At 27.1% G+C, this 22721-nt stretch carries 18 protein-coding genes and 1 pseudogene; 15 read left to right on the plus strand and 4 right to left on the minus strand.

Translation table 11 applies throughout. The features are described 5' to 3' along the window. Positions 1-50: 50 nt before the first annotated feature. The 9 genes from CRIB_RS01140 (at position 51) to CRIB_RS01185 (ending at position 9028) form a co-directional block, all read left to right on the plus strand. A complete protein-coding gene (locus tag CRIB_RS01140; protein WP_243633553.1) occupies positions 51-353 on the plus strand; it encodes a hypothetical protein in 303 nt (100 codons plus the stop codon). A gap of 297 nt (positions 354-650) precedes the next feature. Next, positions 651-1841, plus strand: a complete 1191-nt coding sequence (locus CRIB_RS01150) for a hypothetical protein (protein ID WP_243155163.1) — start codon at positions 651-653, stop codon at positions 1839-1841. Positions 1842-2010: 169 nt separating this feature from the next. Beyond that, positions 2011-2328 (plus strand): hypothetical protein, encoded by a 318-nt coding sequence (locus tag CRIB_RS01155; protein ID WP_168572124.1) that lies wholly within the window; start codon positions 2011-2013, stop codon positions 2326-2328. An 11-nt stretch (positions 2329-2339) separates the two neighbouring features. Further along, positions 2340-4103: a hypothetical protein gene (locus CRIB_RS01160; protein WP_168572125.1), complete on the plus strand. Its 1764-nt coding sequence runs from the start codon at positions 2340-2342 to the stop codon at positions 4101-4103. A 62-nt stretch (positions 4104-4165) separates the two neighbouring features. Then, the gene (locus CRIB_RS01165) at positions 4166-4321 is read left to right on the plus strand and encodes a hypothetical protein (RefSeq protein ID WP_021364900.1); all 156 of its coding nucleotides are present in this window, start codon (positions 4166-4168) and stop codon (positions 4319-4321) included. Positions 4322-4407: 86 nt separating this feature from the next. Continuing rightward, positions 4408-5961, plus strand: a complete 1554-nt coding sequence (locus tag CRIB_RS01170; RefSeq protein ID WP_168572126.1) for a recombinase family protein — start codon at positions 4408-4410, stop codon at positions 5959-5961. A gap of 56 nt (positions 5962-6017) precedes the next feature. Next, positions 6018-6932, plus strand: a complete 915-nt coding sequence (locus CRIB_RS01175) for a Kiwa anti-phage protein KwaB-like domain-containing protein (protein WP_168572127.1) — start codon at positions 6018-6020, stop codon at positions 6930-6932. Between the two features lie 19 nt (positions 6933-6951). Next, positions 6952-7533: a hypothetical protein gene (locus tag CRIB_RS01180; protein WP_180702743.1), complete on the plus strand. Its 582-nt coding sequence runs from the start codon at positions 6952-6954 to the stop codon at positions 7531-7533. Positions 7534-7852: 319 nt separating this feature from the next. After that, positions 7853-9028: a hypothetical protein gene (locus CRIB_RS01185; RefSeq protein ID WP_180702744.1), complete on the plus strand. Its 1176-nt coding sequence runs from the start codon at positions 7853-7855 to the stop codon at positions 9026-9028. Between the two features lie 716 nt (positions 9029-9744). Here CRIB_RS01185 and CRIB_RS12690 read toward each other — a convergent pair. Next, on the minus strand, positions 9745-9867 hold the full coding sequence (locus CRIB_RS12690; protein ID WP_276701684.1) for a hypothetical protein: 123 nt from the start codon (positions 9865-9867) through the stop codon (positions 9745-9747). 484 nt (positions 9868-10351) lie between these two features. On the opposite strand from CRIB_RS12690, the gene CRIB_RS01190 reads away from it, so the two are divergent. Further along, complete coding sequence (locus CRIB_RS01190; protein WP_180702745.1) at positions 10352-10552, plus strand: helix-turn-helix domain-containing protein; 201 nt, start codon at positions 10352-10354, stop codon at positions 10550-10552. Positions 10553-10571: 19 nt separating this feature from the next. Then, positions 10572-12179: a VapE domain-containing protein gene (locus CRIB_RS01195; RefSeq protein WP_180702746.1), complete on the plus strand. Its 1608-nt coding sequence runs from the start codon at positions 10572-10574 to the stop codon at positions 12177-12179. A gap of 275 nt (positions 12180-12454) precedes the next feature. Here CRIB_RS01195 and alr read toward each other — a convergent pair whose 3' ends face one another. Both alr and CRIB_RS12785 read right to left on the minus strand, forming a co-directional pair. Next, on the minus strand, positions 12455-13039 hold the full coding sequence (gene alr / locus CRIB_RS01200; RefSeq protein WP_180702747.1) for an alanine racemase: 585 nt from the start codon (positions 13037-13039) through the stop codon (positions 12455-12457). A 450-nt stretch (positions 13040-13489) separates the two neighbouring features. Beyond that, a pseudogene (locus CRIB_RS12785) lies at positions 13490-13648 on the minus strand (tyrosine-type recombinase/integrase); the annotation flags it as partial. 338 nt (positions 13649-13986) lie between these two features. Between CRIB_RS12785 and CRIB_RS01210 the strand changes: the two are divergent. Both CRIB_RS01210 and CRIB_RS01215 read left to right on the plus strand, forming a co-directional pair. Then, positions 13987-18282 carry a pectinesterase family protein gene (locus CRIB_RS01210; protein WP_180702748.1) on the plus strand — a complete coding sequence of 1432 codons (4296 nt, stop codon included), beginning with the start codon at positions 13987-13989 and terminating at the stop codon, positions 18280-18282. Between the two features lie 287 nt (positions 18283-18569). After that, entirely contained in the window at positions 18570-19946 is a 1377-nt protein-coding gene (locus tag CRIB_RS01215) for a metallophosphoesterase (protein ID WP_180702749.1), read from the plus strand. 282 nt (positions 19947-20228) lie between these two features. Here CRIB_RS01215 and CRIB_RS01220 read toward each other — a convergent pair whose 3' ends face one another. Further along, the gene (locus tag CRIB_RS01220) at positions 20229-20477 is read right to left on the minus strand and encodes a hypothetical protein (RefSeq protein WP_180702750.1); all 249 of its coding nucleotides are present in this window, start codon (positions 20475-20477) and stop codon (positions 20229-20231) included. A gap of 292 nt (positions 20478-20769) precedes the next feature. Between CRIB_RS01220 and CRIB_RS01225 the strand changes: the two genes are divergently transcribed. Continuing rightward, positions 20770-21840 carry an ABC transporter ATP-binding protein gene (locus tag CRIB_RS01225; protein WP_180702751.1) on the plus strand — a complete coding sequence of 357 codons (1071 nt, stop codon included), beginning with the start codon at positions 20770-20772 and terminating at the stop codon, positions 21838-21840. Beyond that, the gene (locus CRIB_RS01230; RefSeq protein ID WP_180702752.1) at positions 21840-22721 is read left to right on the plus strand and encodes a carbohydrate ABC transporter permease; all 882 of its coding nucleotides are present in this window, start codon (positions 21840-21842) and stop codon (positions 22719-22721) included. Before CRIB_RS01225 ends, CRIB_RS01230 begins: the two co-directional genes overlap by 1 nt.

Raw genomic sequence — 22721 nt, forward strand, 5'->3', positions numbered from 1 at the left:
ACAGTTAAATGTGGCAAGGCATTATTTTTGTAAAGAAAGGAAGAATTAACATGGCGAATCAAAGTAAAGAGGAACTATTTGAAAAAGAAACTAAATATTGCAAGATAATAAGAAGTGTAACAGTAGAAGATGGAGATGAAAGATTTGCAATAGAGAAAATATATATTAAGTCATTACAAAGATACGAGGTTAGAATATGCCTATATCGTGACTGCCGAGATAGAATTAATAAACTTATTCCAAGGCCTGTAGATTTAACTATGGATAAGTTTGTAGCATTAATACTGGTAGGATTAAAGGCTGGTGTACTAGATGATGATTTCAAGCAAGAATTAATTAAAGGCTTAGCTTAGGAGGCAGAATATGACAATAGAAGAGTTTACAAGTGGAGTAATTTTTGGTATTTCAATCTTTAGTACAGTATTGAAGAAAGTATTGGAGAATAAAAAGTAGTATACAGGAGGTTTGATTATGATTGGATTTATGATAGGTACTATGATAGGAATAGGGATATGCATTAGTATAGAAATTATGATCTCGAAGAATGTCATAATATGCTAAGTTATATTTAAATTATTAATGTATTCATATATAATTTATTTAAGCTCTTGAAGCCCAGAAAAATTTTATATGAAGGAGAAATTTATAATATGAAATATACGTTAAAGTATGGATTGGGACAATTAAAATTTGATATAAAAATTCAATTAGAAGATATATTAAGATTATCATCTACAGGAGAGGATAATGATGAAACGAGATTAGCAGAAAGATCAAGTGAAATTAATGATATAATTGGAAAATTATATTTAAGACCAAGTGAAACTAAGAAGAAAAAATCTAATGATGATGGAAAAAAGAAATATAAAAGCAAATATGATAAAAATAGAATTAAGGATATCTTAACAGAAGATGAATTGAAAGTCATGGAACAGTATGTATTTTCATTTGAATCAGGAAATAATAAGTTATTTAAAGAGTACTGGGCGGACAGAAAGAAGACAGAGATACCGTTAATAACAACGATATTTTTTAGATGTATTTTAAGAATAAAGGATACATACAGAGGTAGTCTAGATAAACTATGGGAAGATTGGAATCTAATAACAGAAGAGTTTAATGAAAGTATATATAAATCACAAGATGAAGCTATAGGATTTATTAGATTTAAAGTTGAGGAAAGAATAGAAGAAGAAAAAGAAAGATTAGGGAAAAGTATAAATAACAAATATAAAAGCAATAAAAAAATTGTGCAATTACAAAATTCAAGTATTGATAGTATAGTAAATGATTTGATTATATCTGATGATCCTAATAATAATGAAATATATTCTAAGATAATAATTATTACAGATTCACTTTTTAAAATAACTGAATATAGAAGAAATTTGAGGTTAAGTAATCAAATTGCAACAGATAAGTTGATGGAAGAAATCATAAAACTATATAATATACTACCTAGAGAATCAAGATATGATGCTACATACAAGAACTTAAGGAAGTTAAAAGAAGATATTGAGTTTAAAATTAAAGAAATAGACGGATATATGGATACATATAGAAGAGAAGCTATAAAAAATTGTAAGATAGTTAATGATTATAAAAAGAAAGAAGATAAATTAAAAAAGTCTGGTTATATAGAAGAAGCACAAGAAATAGCCGAAAAATGTATAGATATAGAAACTCAATTTAATAAAAATATGAGAAAAAACATGGATATATATACTGATATGTCTCTAAAACGAATGGATTTGGAGATAGAAGAGATGGACATGAAAAAATATGAAGATGATAATATAATGAATTCAATGATTAAATTAATAGAAGATATTAATTCTTAATCAGCATAAAAATAGTACACAATGAGTGTGCTATTTTTTTTATAAAAATGCAAAAAAATTGGATAATGGTTTGGTTAGTTTTTAATCAAAAAGTAGTTTATATTTAGTATCAGAAGGAAGAAGTGAAAAAAACACGGCCTTTCGGGCTTTGACAACAGGAGGTATATTAATGACAAACTTTAAAAGTGTAAAGGTAGAATTAACTCTACTTATTGAGTGTAAAGAAGGAAATCATAGTGAATTAGAATGGATGATTGATGAAGGTGTATTAAATGAAAAAGAATATAGTTTAACTATATTGGGCAGTACAGAGTATGAAGATAACGCAAGGGCTATTTACATACTTATGAATACAGAGGGATCATACGAAAAAAACTTACAACGATTAAGTAGATTACACTTGAAAATTGAGAACTTACTTAAAGATACAAGTGTTAAATATAGAGGTATATCTTTAGTACCGAATAATGTTAAATGGGATAAATAGGAGGAATACAAATGAGCATGGCAATAAACAGAGAAGAATTAATTAAATTATATGAGGAAATAGGATTAAATGTTCTAGATAATAACACAGTTATGAATTCATCTAATAAAAAGATATGCAATTTTTTAGTAAATGTAATAGAACAAAGAGTTATAGATGGAAAAATGTACTTATGTATAAATGCTCTAGGGATTAACGGAGAGGTATTACCAGAGGTAATATTAGATTCACATACTATAAATAGACCTACATGGGTAACTGATAATTTTGGTTTTAAATATTCTATAGATAAAAAATATATTAATGACTTTATTGAATTGATACAACACTTATGTATGAATATAAAAACTAAGTATATATATGACCACACAGGATGGATATATCAAGACAATAAGTGGATATATCTACATGGTGGAGGAGTTATAGGAGGTTCAAATGTTCAAGTTGAGTTAGATGAATCAATAGATAACTATGTACTACCAGATAAAATTAGTGATATAAATAAAGCGTGTGAAATGAGCTTAAAGCTCGTAGATTTAATGGAAGATGATAAAGGTATTATATTCTCTTCATTAGTTTACTTATCTCCACTTATTGAAATTATCAGTAGAAAAACTAAACCACCAGAAAATATAGTATGGACATATGGAAAAACAGGATCAAGAAAAACAGCAGTATCAAAAGTTGTATTAAGTCATTTTGGTGATTTTAATAAAAAGATTCCAGCTACATTTAATGATACGATTACAGCTATTGAATTAAAAGCTAATAAGTTAAAGGATAGCCTATACTTATGTGATGACTTTGCACCTAAACAAGAATATAGGGATAAAAAAATTCAAGACTCAAAAGCAGAATCTATTATAAGAATGTATGGAGATAGAGTAGGGAAAGGACGCTCAAGTAATAAGTTAGATATAAAGGATGCTAAGAGGCCTAGAGGAATGATATTAATAACAGGAGAAGATCTCGTATGTGGAGAATCGTCTAATGCTAGATTATTATCAATAGAATTGAATAGAAACTCAGTAGACTTAAACATATTAACTGAATTACAAAACAACAGTCATTTGCTTGGCGAAGCAATGAGAGGATACATAGAATGGCTATTATGTGGTATGGAAAATATTGATGAATTATCTAATATATTATTATATAACTTTAAATCTTACAGGGATGAAATTAGAGAACAATATAAAGATGATATACATGGAAGAACTATTGAGTCTAGTGCATGGATATTAGTAGGTTTTAGTTGTATGTTAAATTATATTAGAGATAAAGGTGTTATAGATAAGTATGAAGATGATGAGTACATGGATAGAGCGATTAAAGTTGTAGAAAGATTAATAGAAGAGCAGATAAAATTAATATCGAGAAACTCACCTATAGATATATTTTTAAATACATTAAAGGAATCAATAAATTCAAAGTCAATAAGAATAGCAACATTAAATGACCAGAACCAAGTTATAGAAGATAAATTAGAATATATATGTGGATATAAGGATAAGGAATATTATTACTTTTACACAGATAAAGTATATTCTTTTATAGAATTTGAAAATAAAAAAAGAGGTATACATTTGGGAATAAGTCAAAGACAACTAGTGAAACAGTTAAGAGATAGTGGAATTGTGAAAGTTGATTCTAACAATGATTCTCCTAAAAAAACTATTCATACAAAAGATGCTAGTGATTCAACAGGATATACAACAATAAGACCAAGAATGCTTCAGATAGAAAGAAGTATAATTGAGAACTTTCAAATATAACTTATAATCAAGAGTGCTTATGTACTCTTGATTATATTCTATGATAAATGGAGGATATAAATATGACAGAAACTTATAAAATCAGCATAGGAAGAAAAGATTTATATTCTAAAGACTATAAGGTAGTTGAAAGAACTGACTATGAAAAGAGACACACAGTTAATATAAGTAGAAGCTTAGTAGATATACTTTCTATACTTGTAAAAGAAGATAGATAGATTAAAATATGGTTACACACTTAGTGTTAGTGTGTAGCCTCTAATATAGATTAAAATTAGTATATTTAAACTTTGGAGGAGCTAGTATGGCAGCGAAGAAAGCAGTAGTATATGCAAGATTTAGTTCAGACAATCAAAGGGATGAGTCAATAGATGCTCAATTAAGAGCAATCAATGAATATGCAGATAAGAATAATATAAAGATAGTTAATCAGTTCATAGATAGAGCAAAATCAGCAACATCAGATAAAAGACCGGAGTTTCAAAATATGATTAAATTCTGTGAAGCAGATACAACAGGAATATCTATGGTAATAGTTCATAAGCTAGATAGATTTTCTAGAGATAAGTATGATTCAGCTATGTATAAACAGAAATTAAAAGTAAAAGGAATAAGAGTTGTAAGTGTATTAGAGAACTTAGATAACTCACCTGAATCTTTAATATTAGAATCGGTTATAGAGGGAATGGCTCAATATTATAGTGCAAACTTAGCGAGAGAAGTTGCTAAAGGTCAAAAAGAAAATGCACTTAAAGCACTTCATAATGGAGGGGATGCACCATTAGGTTATGATGTAGCACATGATAAAACCTATATAGTTAATGAAGAAGAAGCTCAAGCAGTAAAAATTATATTTGATAGATATGTACAAGGATATTCATATAGTAAGATAATAGATGAATTAAATAATCTAGGATATAAGACTAAAAGAGGTAATAAGTTCGGCAAGAATAGTTTACATGGAATATTGAATAATGAGAAGTATACAGGAGTATATGTATTTAACAAGACCCAGAGAAAAGGTGTAGATGGAAAAAGAAATGGTCATAAGCAAAAGAGTGATGATGAAATAATAAAGGTAGAAGGTGGTATGCCAGCTATAATTAATAAAGAGATATTTGCACAAGCACAAGAGATGATTCAAAAAAGAAAGAAAACTCCAGGTGCACATAAAGCAACTACAACATATCTATTAACAGGACTAATTAGATGTGGGGAATGTGGACATGCAATGCAAGGTAATAAAAGAAAGGACTCTTATGGAAATGATTATATTTCATATAGATGTGGATGTAGAAAACAAAAGAGGGAATGTAGTAATAGAGAGATAAAAAGAGACTATTTAGAAGAGTTTATATTACAGGAACTTGAAAATAACATATTAAATGATGAAGCTATACCAGTTTTAAGTAAGGCATTGAATGAGAAAATGAATGATAAGAATGAAAGTAATGCAGAGTTACTTAAAAATTTAGAACAAAAGTTAGAGAAAGTAAATAAAGAGATAAATAATATACTAAATGCTATAATGAATGGTATAGTAAATAACATGTTAAAAGATAAGCTTGATGAGCTGGAACAAGTGAAGCTAAATTTGGATTTAAAAATGAATGAATTAAAGACAGAAAATAAATCTGTAGATAGTGTAGCTATAACAGAAGAACAAATAAGAGGTATGTTTTCAAGATTTAAAGATTTTGTACTAGAGAGAAATATACCAGAATGTAAGAAGTTTATAGGAGACTATATAAAGGAAGTAATCGTATATAAAGACCATGTTGAAGTTGTATTCAATGTGGTCTTTTCTTTTGTTGAGGATAAAGTAAATTATAATATACAGTGTATTCTACATAGATGATAAATATATGGTATAATTATACATATTATAACAAAAACGTAAAAAGGAGTATAAATATGCCATATAGTAATAGCTTAGATAGATTGAAAAATGAGTTGAATGAAATTAATGATGGACTATGTCTATTTTTGAAAACGAATACAAATATATATTCATTTAGAAGTGAATTAACAGAAGAACAGCAGATAGAAATATTAAATCCAATAAGTACATGCTTAGATGGAAAAGAATATGCTCAATACGATTCATTAGAGAGAAGGGTTAATACAGTATATTACATTATAGATGGTATGGAAGAATTTCATGCATTCAGTAATATTATAGATCTAAATAATCAAATAATAAATAATGATGTAGCAATTGCTACAATTAGAACTATTGACACTGAGAAGATAAAAATTATTATATTTAAAAAAGGTGATTTTATATTTTTATATAGATACAATTCTAGCAAATTATTTAAACAAGGGTGGAAAGCTAGATTTAATAATGAAGAAGCTGTGGTTGAAAAAGAAAATGATAGTATATTAGTATTATCTAAGGCTATACCTGACATAATATTAGATACTAGAGAAAATTGTTCATTTATACTAAATATAACTCAAGCAGAGTATATTTTAGAAATAGATGAATTATTTAGGGGGACTATGAATAATGTAGAAACAAACTTAAGAAGGTTTAACCTAATGCAAGAAGATACCATTATAGATTTTTTGAATGAAGTATCTGGAAAGAACACTTACATGAGAAAACTTCATAAAATACAAACAACACAATCATATCAATATTTTTATAATAATATTGAAAGAGTTCCAGAAGTTTTAAGACAATATAACTTAAATGTTAATTTTGATGAGATAAATGGTCAAATTATATTTGATGAAGATACAGATGTAGGAGATGTATTACATTTGTTTGCAGATGATTATGTTAGAAGATATATAAGTGAAAGAGATGATGTTATTAAATAGTTAAAAAGGAGGAAGACATATGCTTCCGAAGTTAGCTCTGTCCTTAACAGGATTTTTACCTCTATATTTAGTAATGATTTTTATGTATTCATATGTATATTTATGCATAGAACAAAGTAAGAATATTAAAAACTATATACTATGTACAATAACGATTGTATTAATAATACAAATTATTTGTATTATAATTGTAAATAAGTATATAAAAAGTAAAGAGTCGTTAAGAATTACTGAAAATGAAATTATATTTAGTAATATTAAAGAAGATAAAAAGGCTCATATGGATTATATGATGACATACTTGCTTCCTTTATTAACCTTTGACATAGATAAAGTTGATATTTTTTATATAGTATATACAAATATATTTATAATTATATTTGTGTTATTAAATGCAAAATCAGAAAATCTAAATATAAATATTTTATTATGGTTTAAAGGATATTCTGTTTATACAGGAATTAACAATGAAGGTGAGGAGAAAGTATTATTAATCAAGAAGAAAAGATTTTATAATATTAGAGCTAAACATGATAAATATAGATTTGTATCTTTTGGAGGTAGCAATGATATTTATTTATGTAAAAGATATATAGAATAGTGTATCGTGGGTATTATTCCTGCGATTCGTCTCCACCATTGAAATAAAAAACTACTAAGTTTATTACTTGGTAGTTTTTTATTTTAATTTATAATTTGTGTAAATAATATATTGAAATAAAAGTTAAGTACTAGAATATAGCTATGGAAATACAAGACAATTTAGAAATATATCCGTATAGTGAAAATATATAAAATATAATATATAATTAAGATAAATATTTCATACTTTTATTTATTAAAATAAAATTTTAAGTTTATTAAATAGATGATTAATGTAGGAATAAGAAAAAATGAATTTATTGAATAGGGAGATTTTTATGGATGCAAAGGATAATAATGAAACGATAAATATGATGCTAGATATGGAATATATTCCATCTATTTATGATGAAAAAATTAATATTGAAAAATACACAAAAATTCCATTATCAAAATTATCTATTTTAGGGGTTGGATTTTCAAATATATCTGAGGTTACACGTACTATAACACAGAGTATTAATACTGATGGATTATATAGATGTGTTTTACCTAAAGGTGCTACTAAATTAGCACAAGCAAAAGATGGAACAGGAGCACTAGGTTCTGCATTTGACACAAATAATAAATTAATTGGCCAAGCTAGATGGATAAAACAAGATAACGTTAGACAAGTTACAACAATGCCTTATAATCCAACAATGCTTTTTATGGCTGCCACATTAATGAGTATAGACAAGAAGCTTGATAGTATCCAAGAAACACAACAAAAAATACTCTCATTTCTAGAGAATAAAGAAAAGGCAAATTTAAAGGCAAGTTTAGATACTTTATCTGATATACTAAATAATTACAAATATAATTGGGAGAATGAAAAATACAGGACTAATAAACATATTTTAGTCCAAAGTATCAAACATGATGCATCTAAAAGTATTGAATTTCATCAAACTCAAATTAGGGAAAAATTGAAAAAACAATCATTATTACATATTAATAAAAGCGTTAATAATAAAATGGAAAAAATTTATTCACAATTTAAAGATTATCAATTAGCTTTATATATATTTTCATTTGCTTCATTTATTGAAATAATATTACTTGGTAATTTCAATGTAGAATATCTTAATAATACTTCTAATAAAATTGAAAGTTTATCTTTAAAATATAGGGAACTTTATACTGAATGTTATAACATAATTGAAGGATATGCTAGTACATCTATGGAATCTCATTTATTAAATGGATTAGCAAAAATAAGTAAAACTTCAGGACAATTAATTTCCAAAGTTCCAGTAGTAAATAAATCACCAATAGATGGGGTATTAATGGAAACAGGTGAACGATTAGAAAAATTTGAATCTAATAAAACTAATAAAACACTTAAAAATTTTATTGATGCTAGAAGTAGTCAAGTTCAATTATTTGTTGATAATATAAATACAGTGAATAAGTTATACAATGAACCACTAGAATTTTTAATATATAAAGAATACATATATATTAAAGATTAAAAAGTTGAATATTTAGTTTTGTATAAAATTCAAAGGAGTAGTCTAATTTTAATTATTAAAGTACATAAGAATTACATTGATGTAATGGTCTATATGTTTTACCTTATACTGATATATTATCTAGCGAATACAGAATCAAGAGTATTAAATATATCTGACGATTTATATTGAAATAATATGTTATTGATATAATTTGTAAAAGATTTTTTGCAACAATAACTTTGTTCTTGTATGACCTATGGAGAAAAATTGTATAAAATAAAATTGTGGATATGATTATTGTGAATCGTCTTCACTAGTGAAATATATGAAAAGATATTAGTAAATTGCTAATATTTTTTTATTTGTAAAAAACAATACAAGTAATGATTTAGATTTTCTTAAAACAGTAGTACTAGACTATTCTAGAGATGAATATCATAAAATATAAGCTATATTAACTAATGAAAATTTAATTATTACTTTAGAAGTAGAATCATTAGAATTTACTATCCAAATCTTAAAAGATTTAGATGCTTTTGAAGAAGAAGCATTAATTTCCTAGATAAATTTTTATAAAACTAATAATTTCAAATATTTTTTTGAATTAATAAATTAGACTAAGTAAATTTAAGGTTTATTTCTCAATAAAATATAGTATAATATATGTATATAAAGTAAAAAAGAAATTACAATCTACGGAAATAGAGTGTGATTTCTATGTAATCAATTTGATATTAATCGTTTGAATCACTCTTATTGCCAGTAAGAGTGATTTTTAATTTATCGTAAATAAAGGCTCCAAATATGCTAATTAATATAGCATCAGAGTTATTTAATAATAATTTTAAAATTTCCATACTTCCACCTCCTTCCTATTTGGAAGTAGGTTTAATTCTTAGTATAGAAACCATCACTCTTAGATTGTAATTTCTATTGTATTTTAACATAAACTACATAATCATTCCAATAAATATTTAATCATAGATATGATTTTTGAGAATAGTATCAATCATTGGAATATACTAAAATAGAGTAAGAGAACTACTAATATATAATGATTAGTAGTTCTTTTTTTACGCTTAAGGATATTATAATACTTAAAAAAATGTGGATAAATTCTGAATGTAAGTAATATCAACAAATTGGTTTTGAGCGTAAAAAGATTTTGAGCAACGGACGAAATCGTTGGCGATATGAGCGAAGCGAATTTTTTATACAAACAAATTATAATATAAAATTTTCTATAAAAAACTTTATACAAATACTTTATTATACTTTGACAACATTTCTCTGATATCATCTAACCATAAAACAAAACGAAACAAAAAGGAGAAATCAAACATGAACTACAAACTAAACACAGAACTAATAAAATCAAAAATGCTACAAAAAGGCTACTCAATCACAAAACTAGCATCAATAAGCCAAATATCAAAATCAACAGCCGCAAGAGCAGTAAAAGGACAAGGAACTCCAAGACCCAAAACCATATACAAAATCTCAAAATCACTAGACATAGACATAAAAGAAATAACACTATAAATCAAAGGGGGGGATAAACATGTTCAAAACATATATACAAGAAATAAACAACATAAGAGACTTAGAAAGTGTAATAAACTACTACTATCCAAACCAACTAAAAAGAAACAAAATGAGCTGCCCATTTCACAAAGACAAAACACCAAGCTTTTCAATAGTAGACAAAGGAAATGGAGCTTTCTACAAATGCTTTTCTTGTAGTGAAGGTGGAGACATAATAAAATTCATTCAAAAAATAGAGAACATACCATTCATACAAGCATTACAAAAAGCTTATGAAATACTAAACAAACCCTTGAATTTACCAAACATAAAAACTAATACATCAAAATCATTAAACAAAGAAAACTTAATAAATTTTTATAATGATAAATATGAAAAATCCCTACAAGAAGGTGACTTAGACAAAGCTTTTGAATTAAGTTGTAAAAGTGATGAAGTAACCAATAAAAAATATAACATCGTATATCCTTTCGTAAATAAAAAAGGTGAACCTATGAAAATATGGGACAACTTAAATGAAGTACTAAAAGCAAACAACATACAAGCTTATTATAACGAGATAACCAAAGATGTTGAAATAGATGGATTAGATGTAAGTAATGGAGATAACCAACTTGTAGAAATTCACTCATTATGCTCAAAGTGTGGATTTAATGTTAATCTTCATATGATTGATAAATTTATAGGAATAATAGCAGAATCAAATCCTAAAAATCCAGTGGCAGATTATTTAAGTGAATCTTATATGAACTTTGATGGAAACTATGAATATATACAAAAACTATGTGATGCAATTATTACTCCAAAAGATTATAGTCCTATATTAAAGAAGACACTTATAACTAAGTGGTTAATAAATACGGCAATGATACCTTTTAATGATGGAGATAAAAATATTGAAGGCATACTTACACTTCAAGGAAAGCAAGGAATCGGTAAAACAAGGCTTATTAAAAAACTAATACCAATATACGTAAAAACAGGATTAGAGTTAGATCCAAGTGATAAAGATAAAGTATATCAATGTATAAAATACTGGGTAGCAGAACTTGGTGAACTTGATTCAACATTAAAGAGAGACTTGGCTAAACTTAAAGCTTTTATAACAGAATCAAGTGATGAGTTTAGAAGACCATATGCTATGAAACCTATGGTATATCCAAGAAGAACATCTTTTTATGCAACGGTAAACAATGGAGATTTCTTAAAGGATGACACTGGAAACAGAAGATATTGGGTAATACCTGTGGAAAAAATCGATTTTAATATAATAGATAACTTAGATATAAATATGTTATGGGGAGAGGTAATGCATTTAAAAGAAGATTATAATATTAAGCATTATTTAGAAAAGGATGAATTAGAACTACTAAATAGTAGTAATGAAGATTTTAAAATATCTTTAAATGTTGAACTTATAGTTGAAAGGGAATTTGATTGGGAAAGTGACAAGTCAAATTGGAAGTGGAAACCAACAGCAGATATATGTAGTAAGTTAAATATAAATTCTACAAGTTCATTAAAGACAAGTTTATTTAAATATGGTGCACAGTATAAAAAGAGTAATGGAAGAAGAGGATATATTACTCCACCATATAAGTGTCCTTTATTTGATGCCATGTAGATAGCTTTATGAGACTGTAGTGCCCTGATTTTTTAGAAAAAATAATTAAAACTAGGGCAGTAGGGCAGTAACTTTTATATAGAACACTATAAAATTTAGTTAGTGCCCTGTAGTAAAAGTAAGTAATTTCAACAGATATATATCCTTAGGGCATTTGGGGCATCAAAATTACAATTTCTTATAAAATAATGAAATATATTAATTTTAAGGTTTGATAAAATAGGTGCCCTGATGCCCTAATCATAGTTTTTAATAATTATAATAGATTAAACATATTAATGTAATAGCTGATTAACCATATATTTATTATCGTTTGTTATATAAACTCTGTTTACTCTTTTAGTTAAGCAACAAAGTATTTCGTGATCTATTGTACCCATCTTACTTGATATATCACCTATTCTTATTCCATCTATGTCACCTATTAAGATAACTTCATCTTCCATATTAACATCAAGATCATTTGGAACTTCAATCATAGTTTGATCCATGCATATTCTTACTACTATATTTAATAATCTACCATTTATAAATGCTTGAGGATTTTTTTGTGTTCTAGGGAAACTATCTGCATAACCAACAGGTAATGTGGCTATTTTTGTATCTTCATTTGCTGTATATGTTCCAGAATAACTAACGCTAGTTTCCTTTTCTATAGTCTTTATGTTACTAACTATAGCTTTTAATTCTAAAGCTGTTTTTAGTTTTATATCTCTGCTAACTTCAGATGATGGGTAAGGTCCATATAAAGAGATTCCTAATCTAACCATGTTGAAATCACATTCTCTTAAATCTAAAATTGCAGCACTATTTGATACGTGTTTTATTGGGATATTTAAGTTAGCCTCTTCATAATGCATTTATAACTCTGTTGTATTTCTTTATTTGCTCATAAGAAGTATTACTAAGAATGAAAGTTTAGTAGTTCCTTTTTTGCTATCTAAATAACACAATACTAATACAACTAGAATTAAAGTGAACTTAAGCTTATACATTTGACTGAATTTTAATTATAATTAGGGAAAATATTTTAGGTAAATAAAAGGAGTAGAATTGAAAGTGATTACTATAGAAGAAGCTTTAACTAGACCAGAAGGTCAATATTTTGATATAAAAAATTCATAAATTAACATATCTAAGTTATCTGAGATTATAGTCAGTTTAGCTATAGGAATAAATGACGGCAAATTTGCAGGAATAAATAGTCAAGGTAATACTAAGATTCAAGATTTTATGCACAGTTACAACTGAAATGTGTAAGGTTGTAATTCAAATTAAAAAGGTTACTCCATAAATAAATGAGTAACCTTTTATAATGCAAAAATTTCATTAAGCTTTTCTATAGCTTCTAATTTAGTATCTTTCATAACATGAGTATAGATACCTAACGTAATGCTAATATCGGAATGTCCCATTAATACCTGAACCGTTTTAGGTGGAACATTGGCCTTAAATAGTCTAGTAGCATAAGTATGTCTTAATCAATGGAATTTAATAGGCTCGATATTAATTTTAGTTAAAATACTTTTTAAATTTTTAGCTGTTTTTTTATCATCTATAGAACGATTAACACTTAAAAGAACCTTAATAAAGATTATATTAGCAAAGGAGCTATAAGAAGCAAAAATAGTGCAATTGCAGTGTTTCTGGAAATAAATGGGTACGACAAAAAACGACACAAAAGGCAAATATAATATGTTAGAATCTTTTTTGCAATTACATTATACGACATAATATACGTTTTTATGAGTGTTAGAAAATATAATTGTATTTAAAATTAAATAATTAGTGGAGGAAAAACGATAATATGAGGAATGATCTACAAAAGAAATTTGTATCTTGTCTACTTATCATGACAATGATAATAGGTTACATTGTACCAAGCTTTAATGCTGTATATGCATTAACTAGCAATGAATTGCCACCAGGGTTTACAAGTGTAGCTATAGGTAATAATGATGGCACAGGAAGTGCAACCTTTGATAAGATAAATAAAGTACTGAGTATCAAAGGTTCAGGTCAATATATAGGAAAAGATCTTGGAAAAACAGATAGTTATCAATTTGTAAACTATAAAGTAGAAGGGGATGCTACAATAATAGCTAGGCTTTTAGATTTTGATATAAGTCAGGCAGCTAAAGGTCAAGCAGGAGTATTTATTCGTGAAGATAATAATACAGATAGTGCAAACTATTATGGTGTGTATGTAGATCCAACTAAAGATGCTTATAGATGTGCATATAGAGATAATTCAGCAGGAAGATCAGGAGCAACATCAATACAAGGACTTACATCTAGTTCAAAGAATCAATATATAAAGATAGTAAAAAAGGGAAGTAAATTCTCATATTCTATATCTAGTGATGTAACATTCCCAGAAGAGAATACTATCACTAAAACAAAAACAGTATCAAGTAATAGTAATACATGGTATGCAGGATTTGTTGTAAGTAATGGTGGAAGTGCTAATTCAGCAGTAGCTGACTTTGATAATATTATTATAGAAGATTCAACAGGTGAGCTATTTAATTCGAATAGTCAAATAGATGAGGAAACACCAGAACTTCCAGAAACACCAGAAACACCAGAAATACCAGAACTTCCAGAAATACCTGAGTTACCTGATTATAATCAAGGTATTTTACCAAATGGATTTACTAATTTATCTATAGGAAATAATAGTGAAAATGTTTTAGCGAATTTTGATAAAGATAAAAAACAATTTACTGTTAATGGATCAGGTACGTATATAGGTAAGGATGCAGGAGCAACTGATAATTACCAATTTGTTAATTACAAAGTTGAAGGAAATGCAACTATAGTGGCTAGACTTGTAGATTTTGATATGAGTCAAGCAATTTATGGTCAAGCAGGTGTATTTGTTCGTGAAGATAATAATACAAATAATGCAGATTACTTTGGTGTATATGTTGAGCCAAGTAAAAATGAATATAGATATGCATTTAGAGATAAAGCGAATGAAAGAGTAGGAGCTGCAACAATATCAGGTCTTACTAAAGACTCAAAAAATCAATATATAAAAATAGTTAGAGAAAAGACTGATACAGGAAGTCAATTTAGATATTATATATCTGAGGATAAAACATTCCCAGAAGATAAGACTTTAACAAATTCACAAACGGTATTAAGTACTAATGATACTTGGTATGTTGGATTTGTTGTAAGTAATGGTGGAAGTGAAACACCAGCAGTTGCAACTTTTGATAATGTTATAATAGAAAATGAAAGTAAAGTTTACTACAATTCAGAAGAAGAAGTAAAAGTGAACCCTATAGATACAGTAGAAAATTTAAAAGCTGAAGGTTCAGATTCTAAAGTAACTTTAACATGGAATGCAGTAGAAAATGCGACTTCATATATTATAAACAGAGCAACATCTAAAAATGGAGAATATACAGCTATAGCAGAGATAGATGCTCCAGAAACTACTTATGTTGATAATGATGTTGTAAACTTTGATACGTATTATTATAAAGTAGCTGCTAAAAATAAAAATGGAGTAGGTAATGATTCACAAGTTGCTATGGCAATACCAAATAACAGCAATTCTTCAAACATACAATATGAAGACAATGCAGCTATATTTAATATGACAAAGGAACCAAATGATACAGTATCTAACTCAGTAATATCATTAGAAGGTTCGACTAATAAAGATGGATATATAAGTATAATTCAAAATGGAGAGTTAAAAGTTAAAGACTTAGCAAAGAAAGCAGATGAATTATTTGAGAAAAATTTAACTCTAGACTTAGGAAGAAATACAATAGAAATTTATCATACTACAGAAGATGGTAAAAATAGTGTAAAATCTTATAATATAGTTTATTTAGAAAATACAAACTATGATATAATTGTAGATTGTAATTATACAGGTGTTGATGGTGAAATTGTTGATGGAATAAAAACATATAAAACTATAGCATCAGCTATAAATTCAGTTCCAAAAAACAATAAAGATAGAATAAATATTTATATTAAAAATGGAACATATAAGGAAAAATTAACTATAGAAAAACCATATGTGAGTTTAATTGGTGAAGATAGTAAAAAAACTATATTAACTTATGATGCTGCAAATGGAACTATAAATCCAGCAACAGGTAAAACATATGGAACATCAGGAAGTGCAAGTATTACTGTAAAAAGTAAATCAGTAGGATTTACAGCAGAGAACTTGACAATAGAAAATGCATTTAAAGAAACTGGTGCTAATAATGAACAAGCAGTTGCTTTAAATAACCAAGCAGACCAAAGTATATTTGTAAACTGTAGATTTATAGGAAATCAAGATACATTACTTGCAGATGCAAGTTCATCATCACCAGCAAGACAATATTACTATAAATGTTATATAGAGGGTGATGTTGACTTCATATTTGGTAGAGCACAAGCAGTATTTAATGATTGTGATATAGCATCATTTAATAGAAAATCAACAAGTAACAATGGATATGTAACAGCAGCAGATACTTGGGATAGTGATGCTTATGGATATTTAATAATGAACTCAAGATTAATAAGTCTTGATAATATAGCTGCAAATACTGTATCACTTGGTAGACCTTGGAGACCAAGTAGTCAAACAAGAAAAATGACTCCAGCAGTTACATATGTAAACTGCTATATGGGAGACCATATAACTTCTAAAGGGTGGGATGATATGGGAGTAGACTCTCTTGCATCTACATCAAGATTCTATGAATATGGAAGTTATGGACCAGGAGCTAAATTAAGTGAAACAAGAAATGTTTTAAGCAACAACCAAGCTATGAATTATACTATTTCTAGAGCATTTGCTAAAAATTCAGCAACTACTGTTGATGGAAATGATGCTTATGCTTATGATTGGATGCCAACAGATGAATCGGCAAATGTTAATATAAACTCATGGTATAAAAATAATGACAAAGTTGAAAAACTAGAATTAAATGCAAATGAATTACTTATGAATGTAGGAGATTCATTCAAACTTACAGCAACAGTAAGTACAACAAATAATGAAAATAATTCAACACCTGTAGTTATATTTGAATCAAGTGATAATAGTGTGGCTACAGTTGATGAAAATGGAAATGTAAAAGCTTTAAAAGTAGGAAGTACAGTAATTACAGCAAGATGTGGAAATAAACAAGCAACTTGCACAGTAACAGTAACTTACAAACAAGCACAAATAAATAGAGTACCAGTTATAAGTGCAGAAGATGTGGTTATAAATGTTGGTGAAGATTTTAATCCCATGTTAAATGTAACTGCAAATGACTATGAAGATGGAGATTTAACTAATAAAGTTGAGGTAATAGAAAATACAGTAGATACAACAACAAATGGAATATACAAAGTTGTATATAAAGTTACAGATTCACAAGGAGCAAGTGTAATCAAAGAGATTAAAGTAACAGTAAATCCTAAGTTTACTCTAATAAATAGAGTACCAGTTATAAGTGCAGAAGATGTAGTTATAAATGTTGGTGAAGATTTTAATCCAATGTTAAATGTAACTGCAAAAGACTATGAAGATGGAGACTTAACTAATAAAGTTGAGGTAATAGAAAATACAGTAAATACAACAACAATTGGAATATATAAAGTAGTATACAAAGTTACTGACTCTAGGGGAGCAAGTGTGACTAAAGAGATTAAAGTAACTGTGAAAAAAATAGTAACAGATGAACCAGTAGAAAATCCTGGAGATGATACAAATAAACCAGGTGTAGATACTGATAACTCAACAAATACAAATAAACCAGGTGTAGGAACTGATAACTCAGCAAATATAAATAAACCAGGTGTAGACACTAATAACTCAGCGAATACAAGTAAACCAAGTGTAGGAACTGATAACTCAGCAAATACAAACAAACCAGGTGTAGGAACTGATAACTCAGCAAATACAAATAAGCCAAGTGTAGACACTGATAACTCAGAAAATACAAATGAACAAGACGTATATAACGATAATAATATATCAGATTCATCATCGCCAGAAAAAGGTTATACTGGAATATTTGGAATGATAGCTTTAATAGTAGCAGCAGTAGCAGTAGTTATCTATGCAATAAACAGAAAAAAATCTAAATAGATTTATCAAAGATAGTAGGTTACACCTGCTATCTTTTTTACGCTTAAGGATATTATAATACTTAAAAAAATGTGGATAACCTGTGTGCTAAAGTAATATCAATATATTCAAAAAAGTAAAAAGTTACAAAAATATTCTAAATGAAATGTGTAAATTAAGTTAGTGTTATAATATAATAAAGGTCGCAATTGTTATATATATATAACGAACCTAGAATAGGAGGGACATATATAAGTATCAAAAGAATATTTGATTAATATATTTAAAAGGAGGTAGTAAAGGGGAATATGAAAAATAAAAAAGTTTTAATTATAGTATCAGCGCTAATCTTAATACTAATATTATCAACAGGATGTACAAGCTCAAATACAACAGAAATAAATATTGTGGCAACGACGGATTTACATGGTGAAGTACCATACAACATAACTGAATATATAAAAGTAGAAAAAGAAAATAACCCAAATACAGTAGCAGTAGATGCAGGAGATTTTTTTGATAGTAGAGTGTATGGAACACCCATGAAGAAATACTTTGATGATAGACAAAATAATATAGAACAAGGAATAGAACAATATATAGAAATGCCATTAGTGAAAGAAATGAAGGATGATGGGTATGATGCGGTAGTTCTAGGAAACCATGAATTTGTATCAAACGATAAATTTTATCTAGATAATATGGTATCAGACTTTGAAAAGTATAATTTAGATATATTATCAGCAAATACTTATAAAAGAGATAATACAAACTATGTAAAGCCATATACCATAAAGGAAATAGAAACAGAGTATGGTAATTTAAACTTAGGTATACTTGGACTTACTATAAAAGAAGTAGGTGAATCTGTTGATGAATCTAGAGAATTAAAAGATATGCCACAATATAACGAAGAATTATACATAAATGATTTAGTAGATGAAGCTAAAAAATGGGTAAAAATAATGCAAGAAGAAGAAAATACAGATGTAATAGTAGCAGTAGCACATAGTGGAGAAGAACCTAAAAATCCTAAAAATCCAGGAAATAGAATACAAGAATTAGCACAAGAAGTAGACGGGATAGATGCTATAGTTGCAGGTCATACACATCAAACTTTTGAACAACACAATTATAAAAATAGTAAAGGCGAAGAAGTTATAGTTACTCAGCCAGGTAAGCATGGAGAGGCTATATCTAAAATAACTTTTGAATTAAAAAATCAAAATGGTGATTGGAAGGTAGTAAATAAGTATGCAAAATTAACCAAATTTGATACGATAAAATTTGATGAATATTTAGTTGAATTATTATCTAAAATATCAAGTTTAAAAAGTACTGATAAAGAAATACACTTGAGTGAAGTAGTTCCATTTCAGTGGGATAAGGTTTATGTATTTGATGAAAATATTGATGTAGATAAAATATATGAAACTATCGGATATAAATGGCAAAGTATTATATCAAAAGATAAACATAGTGAACAGCAAATGGTATTTATGAATGATGATAAAGTAGTTTGTTATTTATATGGTGATATTAGTGATATGGATATAAATATTAACTTTGATAAATCATCTTATAAAGATGGCATTATAGAAATTTATCCAAATAAAAATGATGAATTTAAGGTGAAAAAAGGAGAAGAAGAGTATCAAACATATTTGACATATATATCAAAGTAAAGTATAAAGGAAATAAACCTTTGTAATTGAGATATATATAATTATAGAGGAAATAATTTTCATTTTAATAAAAAATATATATACTTAATATATTGTTACTGATTTATAATAAATAATACAAGTATACACATTTAATTTATGGTTTATTTTTATAGTATAACATAATATAAAAAATTATAACTTAGTAGAACAGAATGCGATTTATATGTGATTAATTAGATATTAAATGTTTGAATCACTCTTATTGGTAATAAGAGTGATTTTTAATATATTTAGCTAAATTTAGATTATAACAGTTATATATTTTGATTTATCAACAGCTACATTTTTATTATTTTTAAAGTAGTCTATTATTATATCAGGCATCTCCATTAAATTTTCTTGAACAGTTTTGCATTCAGTGTAAAACGCGTAACCATCTGCAACACTAGCTCTATAATTATTCATAACTAGTTTAAGAATAGTATTATCATCTAATTCTTTTCCATTATTGTAATCATTTTTAGGCAAGTTCTTTATATTATAATTCATTAAATATACAATAAATTTTTATATAATTTTAGTACGAAATATGTTAAATATCTGTTAACTTATTGTATAGAATTTAGGACCTGAGGTATTTCAACTAGCAAAACTAGATTGTTGATTAAAATCTAAAATTATAAAGAATATAATATTGTATAATTAAGTCGAATAGTGTATATTATAGAATGATAATGGTGTAAAAAATTGAACTATGATATACTATAATGTTAAGTATTTTATGGTTAAATTTTCCAACTTATATTTAGTATATATAAAAAATACATGCTAGAGGTGAAATATGATACAGATAGAAAAACTAAAGAAAGTTTATGACAATGGTTATGAAGCTTTAAAAAATATTAATTTAGAAATCAATGAAGGAGAATTAGTATGCTTATTAGGTCCTAGTGGATGTGGTAAAACAACTATACTTAATCTTTTAGCAGGACTATTAGATCCTACAAGTGGAGAGATTAAATTTGATGGAGAGTCAGTTATAAATAAGCATCCTAAAGATAGAAATATAGGACTTGTATTCCAAAACTATGCATTATATCCTCACATGACAGTGTTAGAAAACATTATGTTCCCTCTAACAGTTGGTAAGAATAAAATGCCAAAAAATGAAGCAATGGAAATTGCTAAGAAATACATGAAGATAACTAGTATAGAAGAACTAGCAGATAAGAAACCGGGGAACATGTCAGGTGGACAGCAACAAAGGGTTGCAATAACTAGAGCATTAGTTCAAAATCCAAAGGTGTTATTACTAGATGAACCACTAAGTAACTTAGATGCAAGACTTAGATTAAAGATAAGAGAAGAAATAAGAAGATTGGTTAAAGAAATAGGTATAACAACTATATTCGTAACTCATGACCAAGAAGAAGCGTTATCTATAAGTGATAGAATAGTTCTTATGAACCAAGGTATAGTACAGCAATTTGATATACCACAAAATCTATACTTAGAACCAGCAAACTTATTTGTTGCACAATTTATGGGTAATCCAATAATAAATATATATGAAATGAAAAAAGAAGGAAATGTATTAAAAGGAGAAAACTTCTCTATAGATTTAAGCTTATTAAATAAAGACAGATTTAAAGCAGATTTAACTGAGGAAAACTACGTTGTAGGTATAAGACCAGAGTACTTTGTAACAAGTGAAAATCCTTTATTTAATGTTGAAATAGAAACTGTTGAATTAATAGGTAAAGACTGTATACTAAACTTTAAAACTAATGGAGTAAATTCAAAGTCTATAGTAGATGTAAATGACAGAATAAAAGAAAAAGATAATGTAGGATTTGATATAGATTATAATGGAATTTATTTATTCCAAGAGAATGGAGTTAGAGTATACTAATGAGAAAGTTAAAATATAGAGCGGAAAATTCACCACAAGCATGGTTATTCCTTTTACCAGCTTTAATAATAATAGGCGTATTTAATGTTTTACCTTTAATCAAAACATTTATAATGTCTATGCAAAAGGGTACATTAAATAATTTACAATTTAATGGATTTAAAAATTTCCAAGTTGTATTACAAGACCCAAAATTTCATGATGCAATAGGAAATACAGCATTATTCTCATTTGTTGTTGTGCCAGTAGGTCTTATAATATCAATGTTTATAGCAGTAACTATTTTTGAGAAAATTAAATATAAAAGCTTATTTGAAACTATATTCTTTATACCGTATTTAACAAGTGTAATAGCAGTAGGTATAGTATTTAGATTTTTATTCAATGGAGACTATGGTTTTATAAATTATTTATTAAGTTTTATAAATGTGGGACCAATAAACTTCTTAGATGATCCAAGTATGAGTATGACTACTTTAATTTTATTTGGGATTTGGTCAGGTCTTGCATTTAATATAATAATATTACTTTCAGGATTAAGAACGATTGATGAAAGTTATTATAAAGTTGCTGATATGTTTGGGGCAACTAAAATGGAGCAATTTTTCAAAATAACTTTACCACAGTTAATTCCAACAATAACATTCTTATTAATGATGAACTTTATAAATGCATTTAAAGTATATGCGCAAGTATTCTCATTATTTAATGGAAAAGCTGGAATAGCTAATAGTGCAACTACTGGAGTATTCTATATATTCAATAAATTCTATGTTGAGTACCGTTATGGTCAAGGTATGGCAGCTGCAGTAATATTATTTGCTTTAATATTATTATTTACATTAATTCAAAACTATGTTTTAAAAAGAATATCTAAGTAG

The organism is Romboutsia ilealis, from assembly GCF_900015215.1.
GTDB lineage: Bacteria > Bacillota > Clostridia > Peptostreptococcales > Peptostreptococcaceae > Romboutsia > Romboutsia ilealis.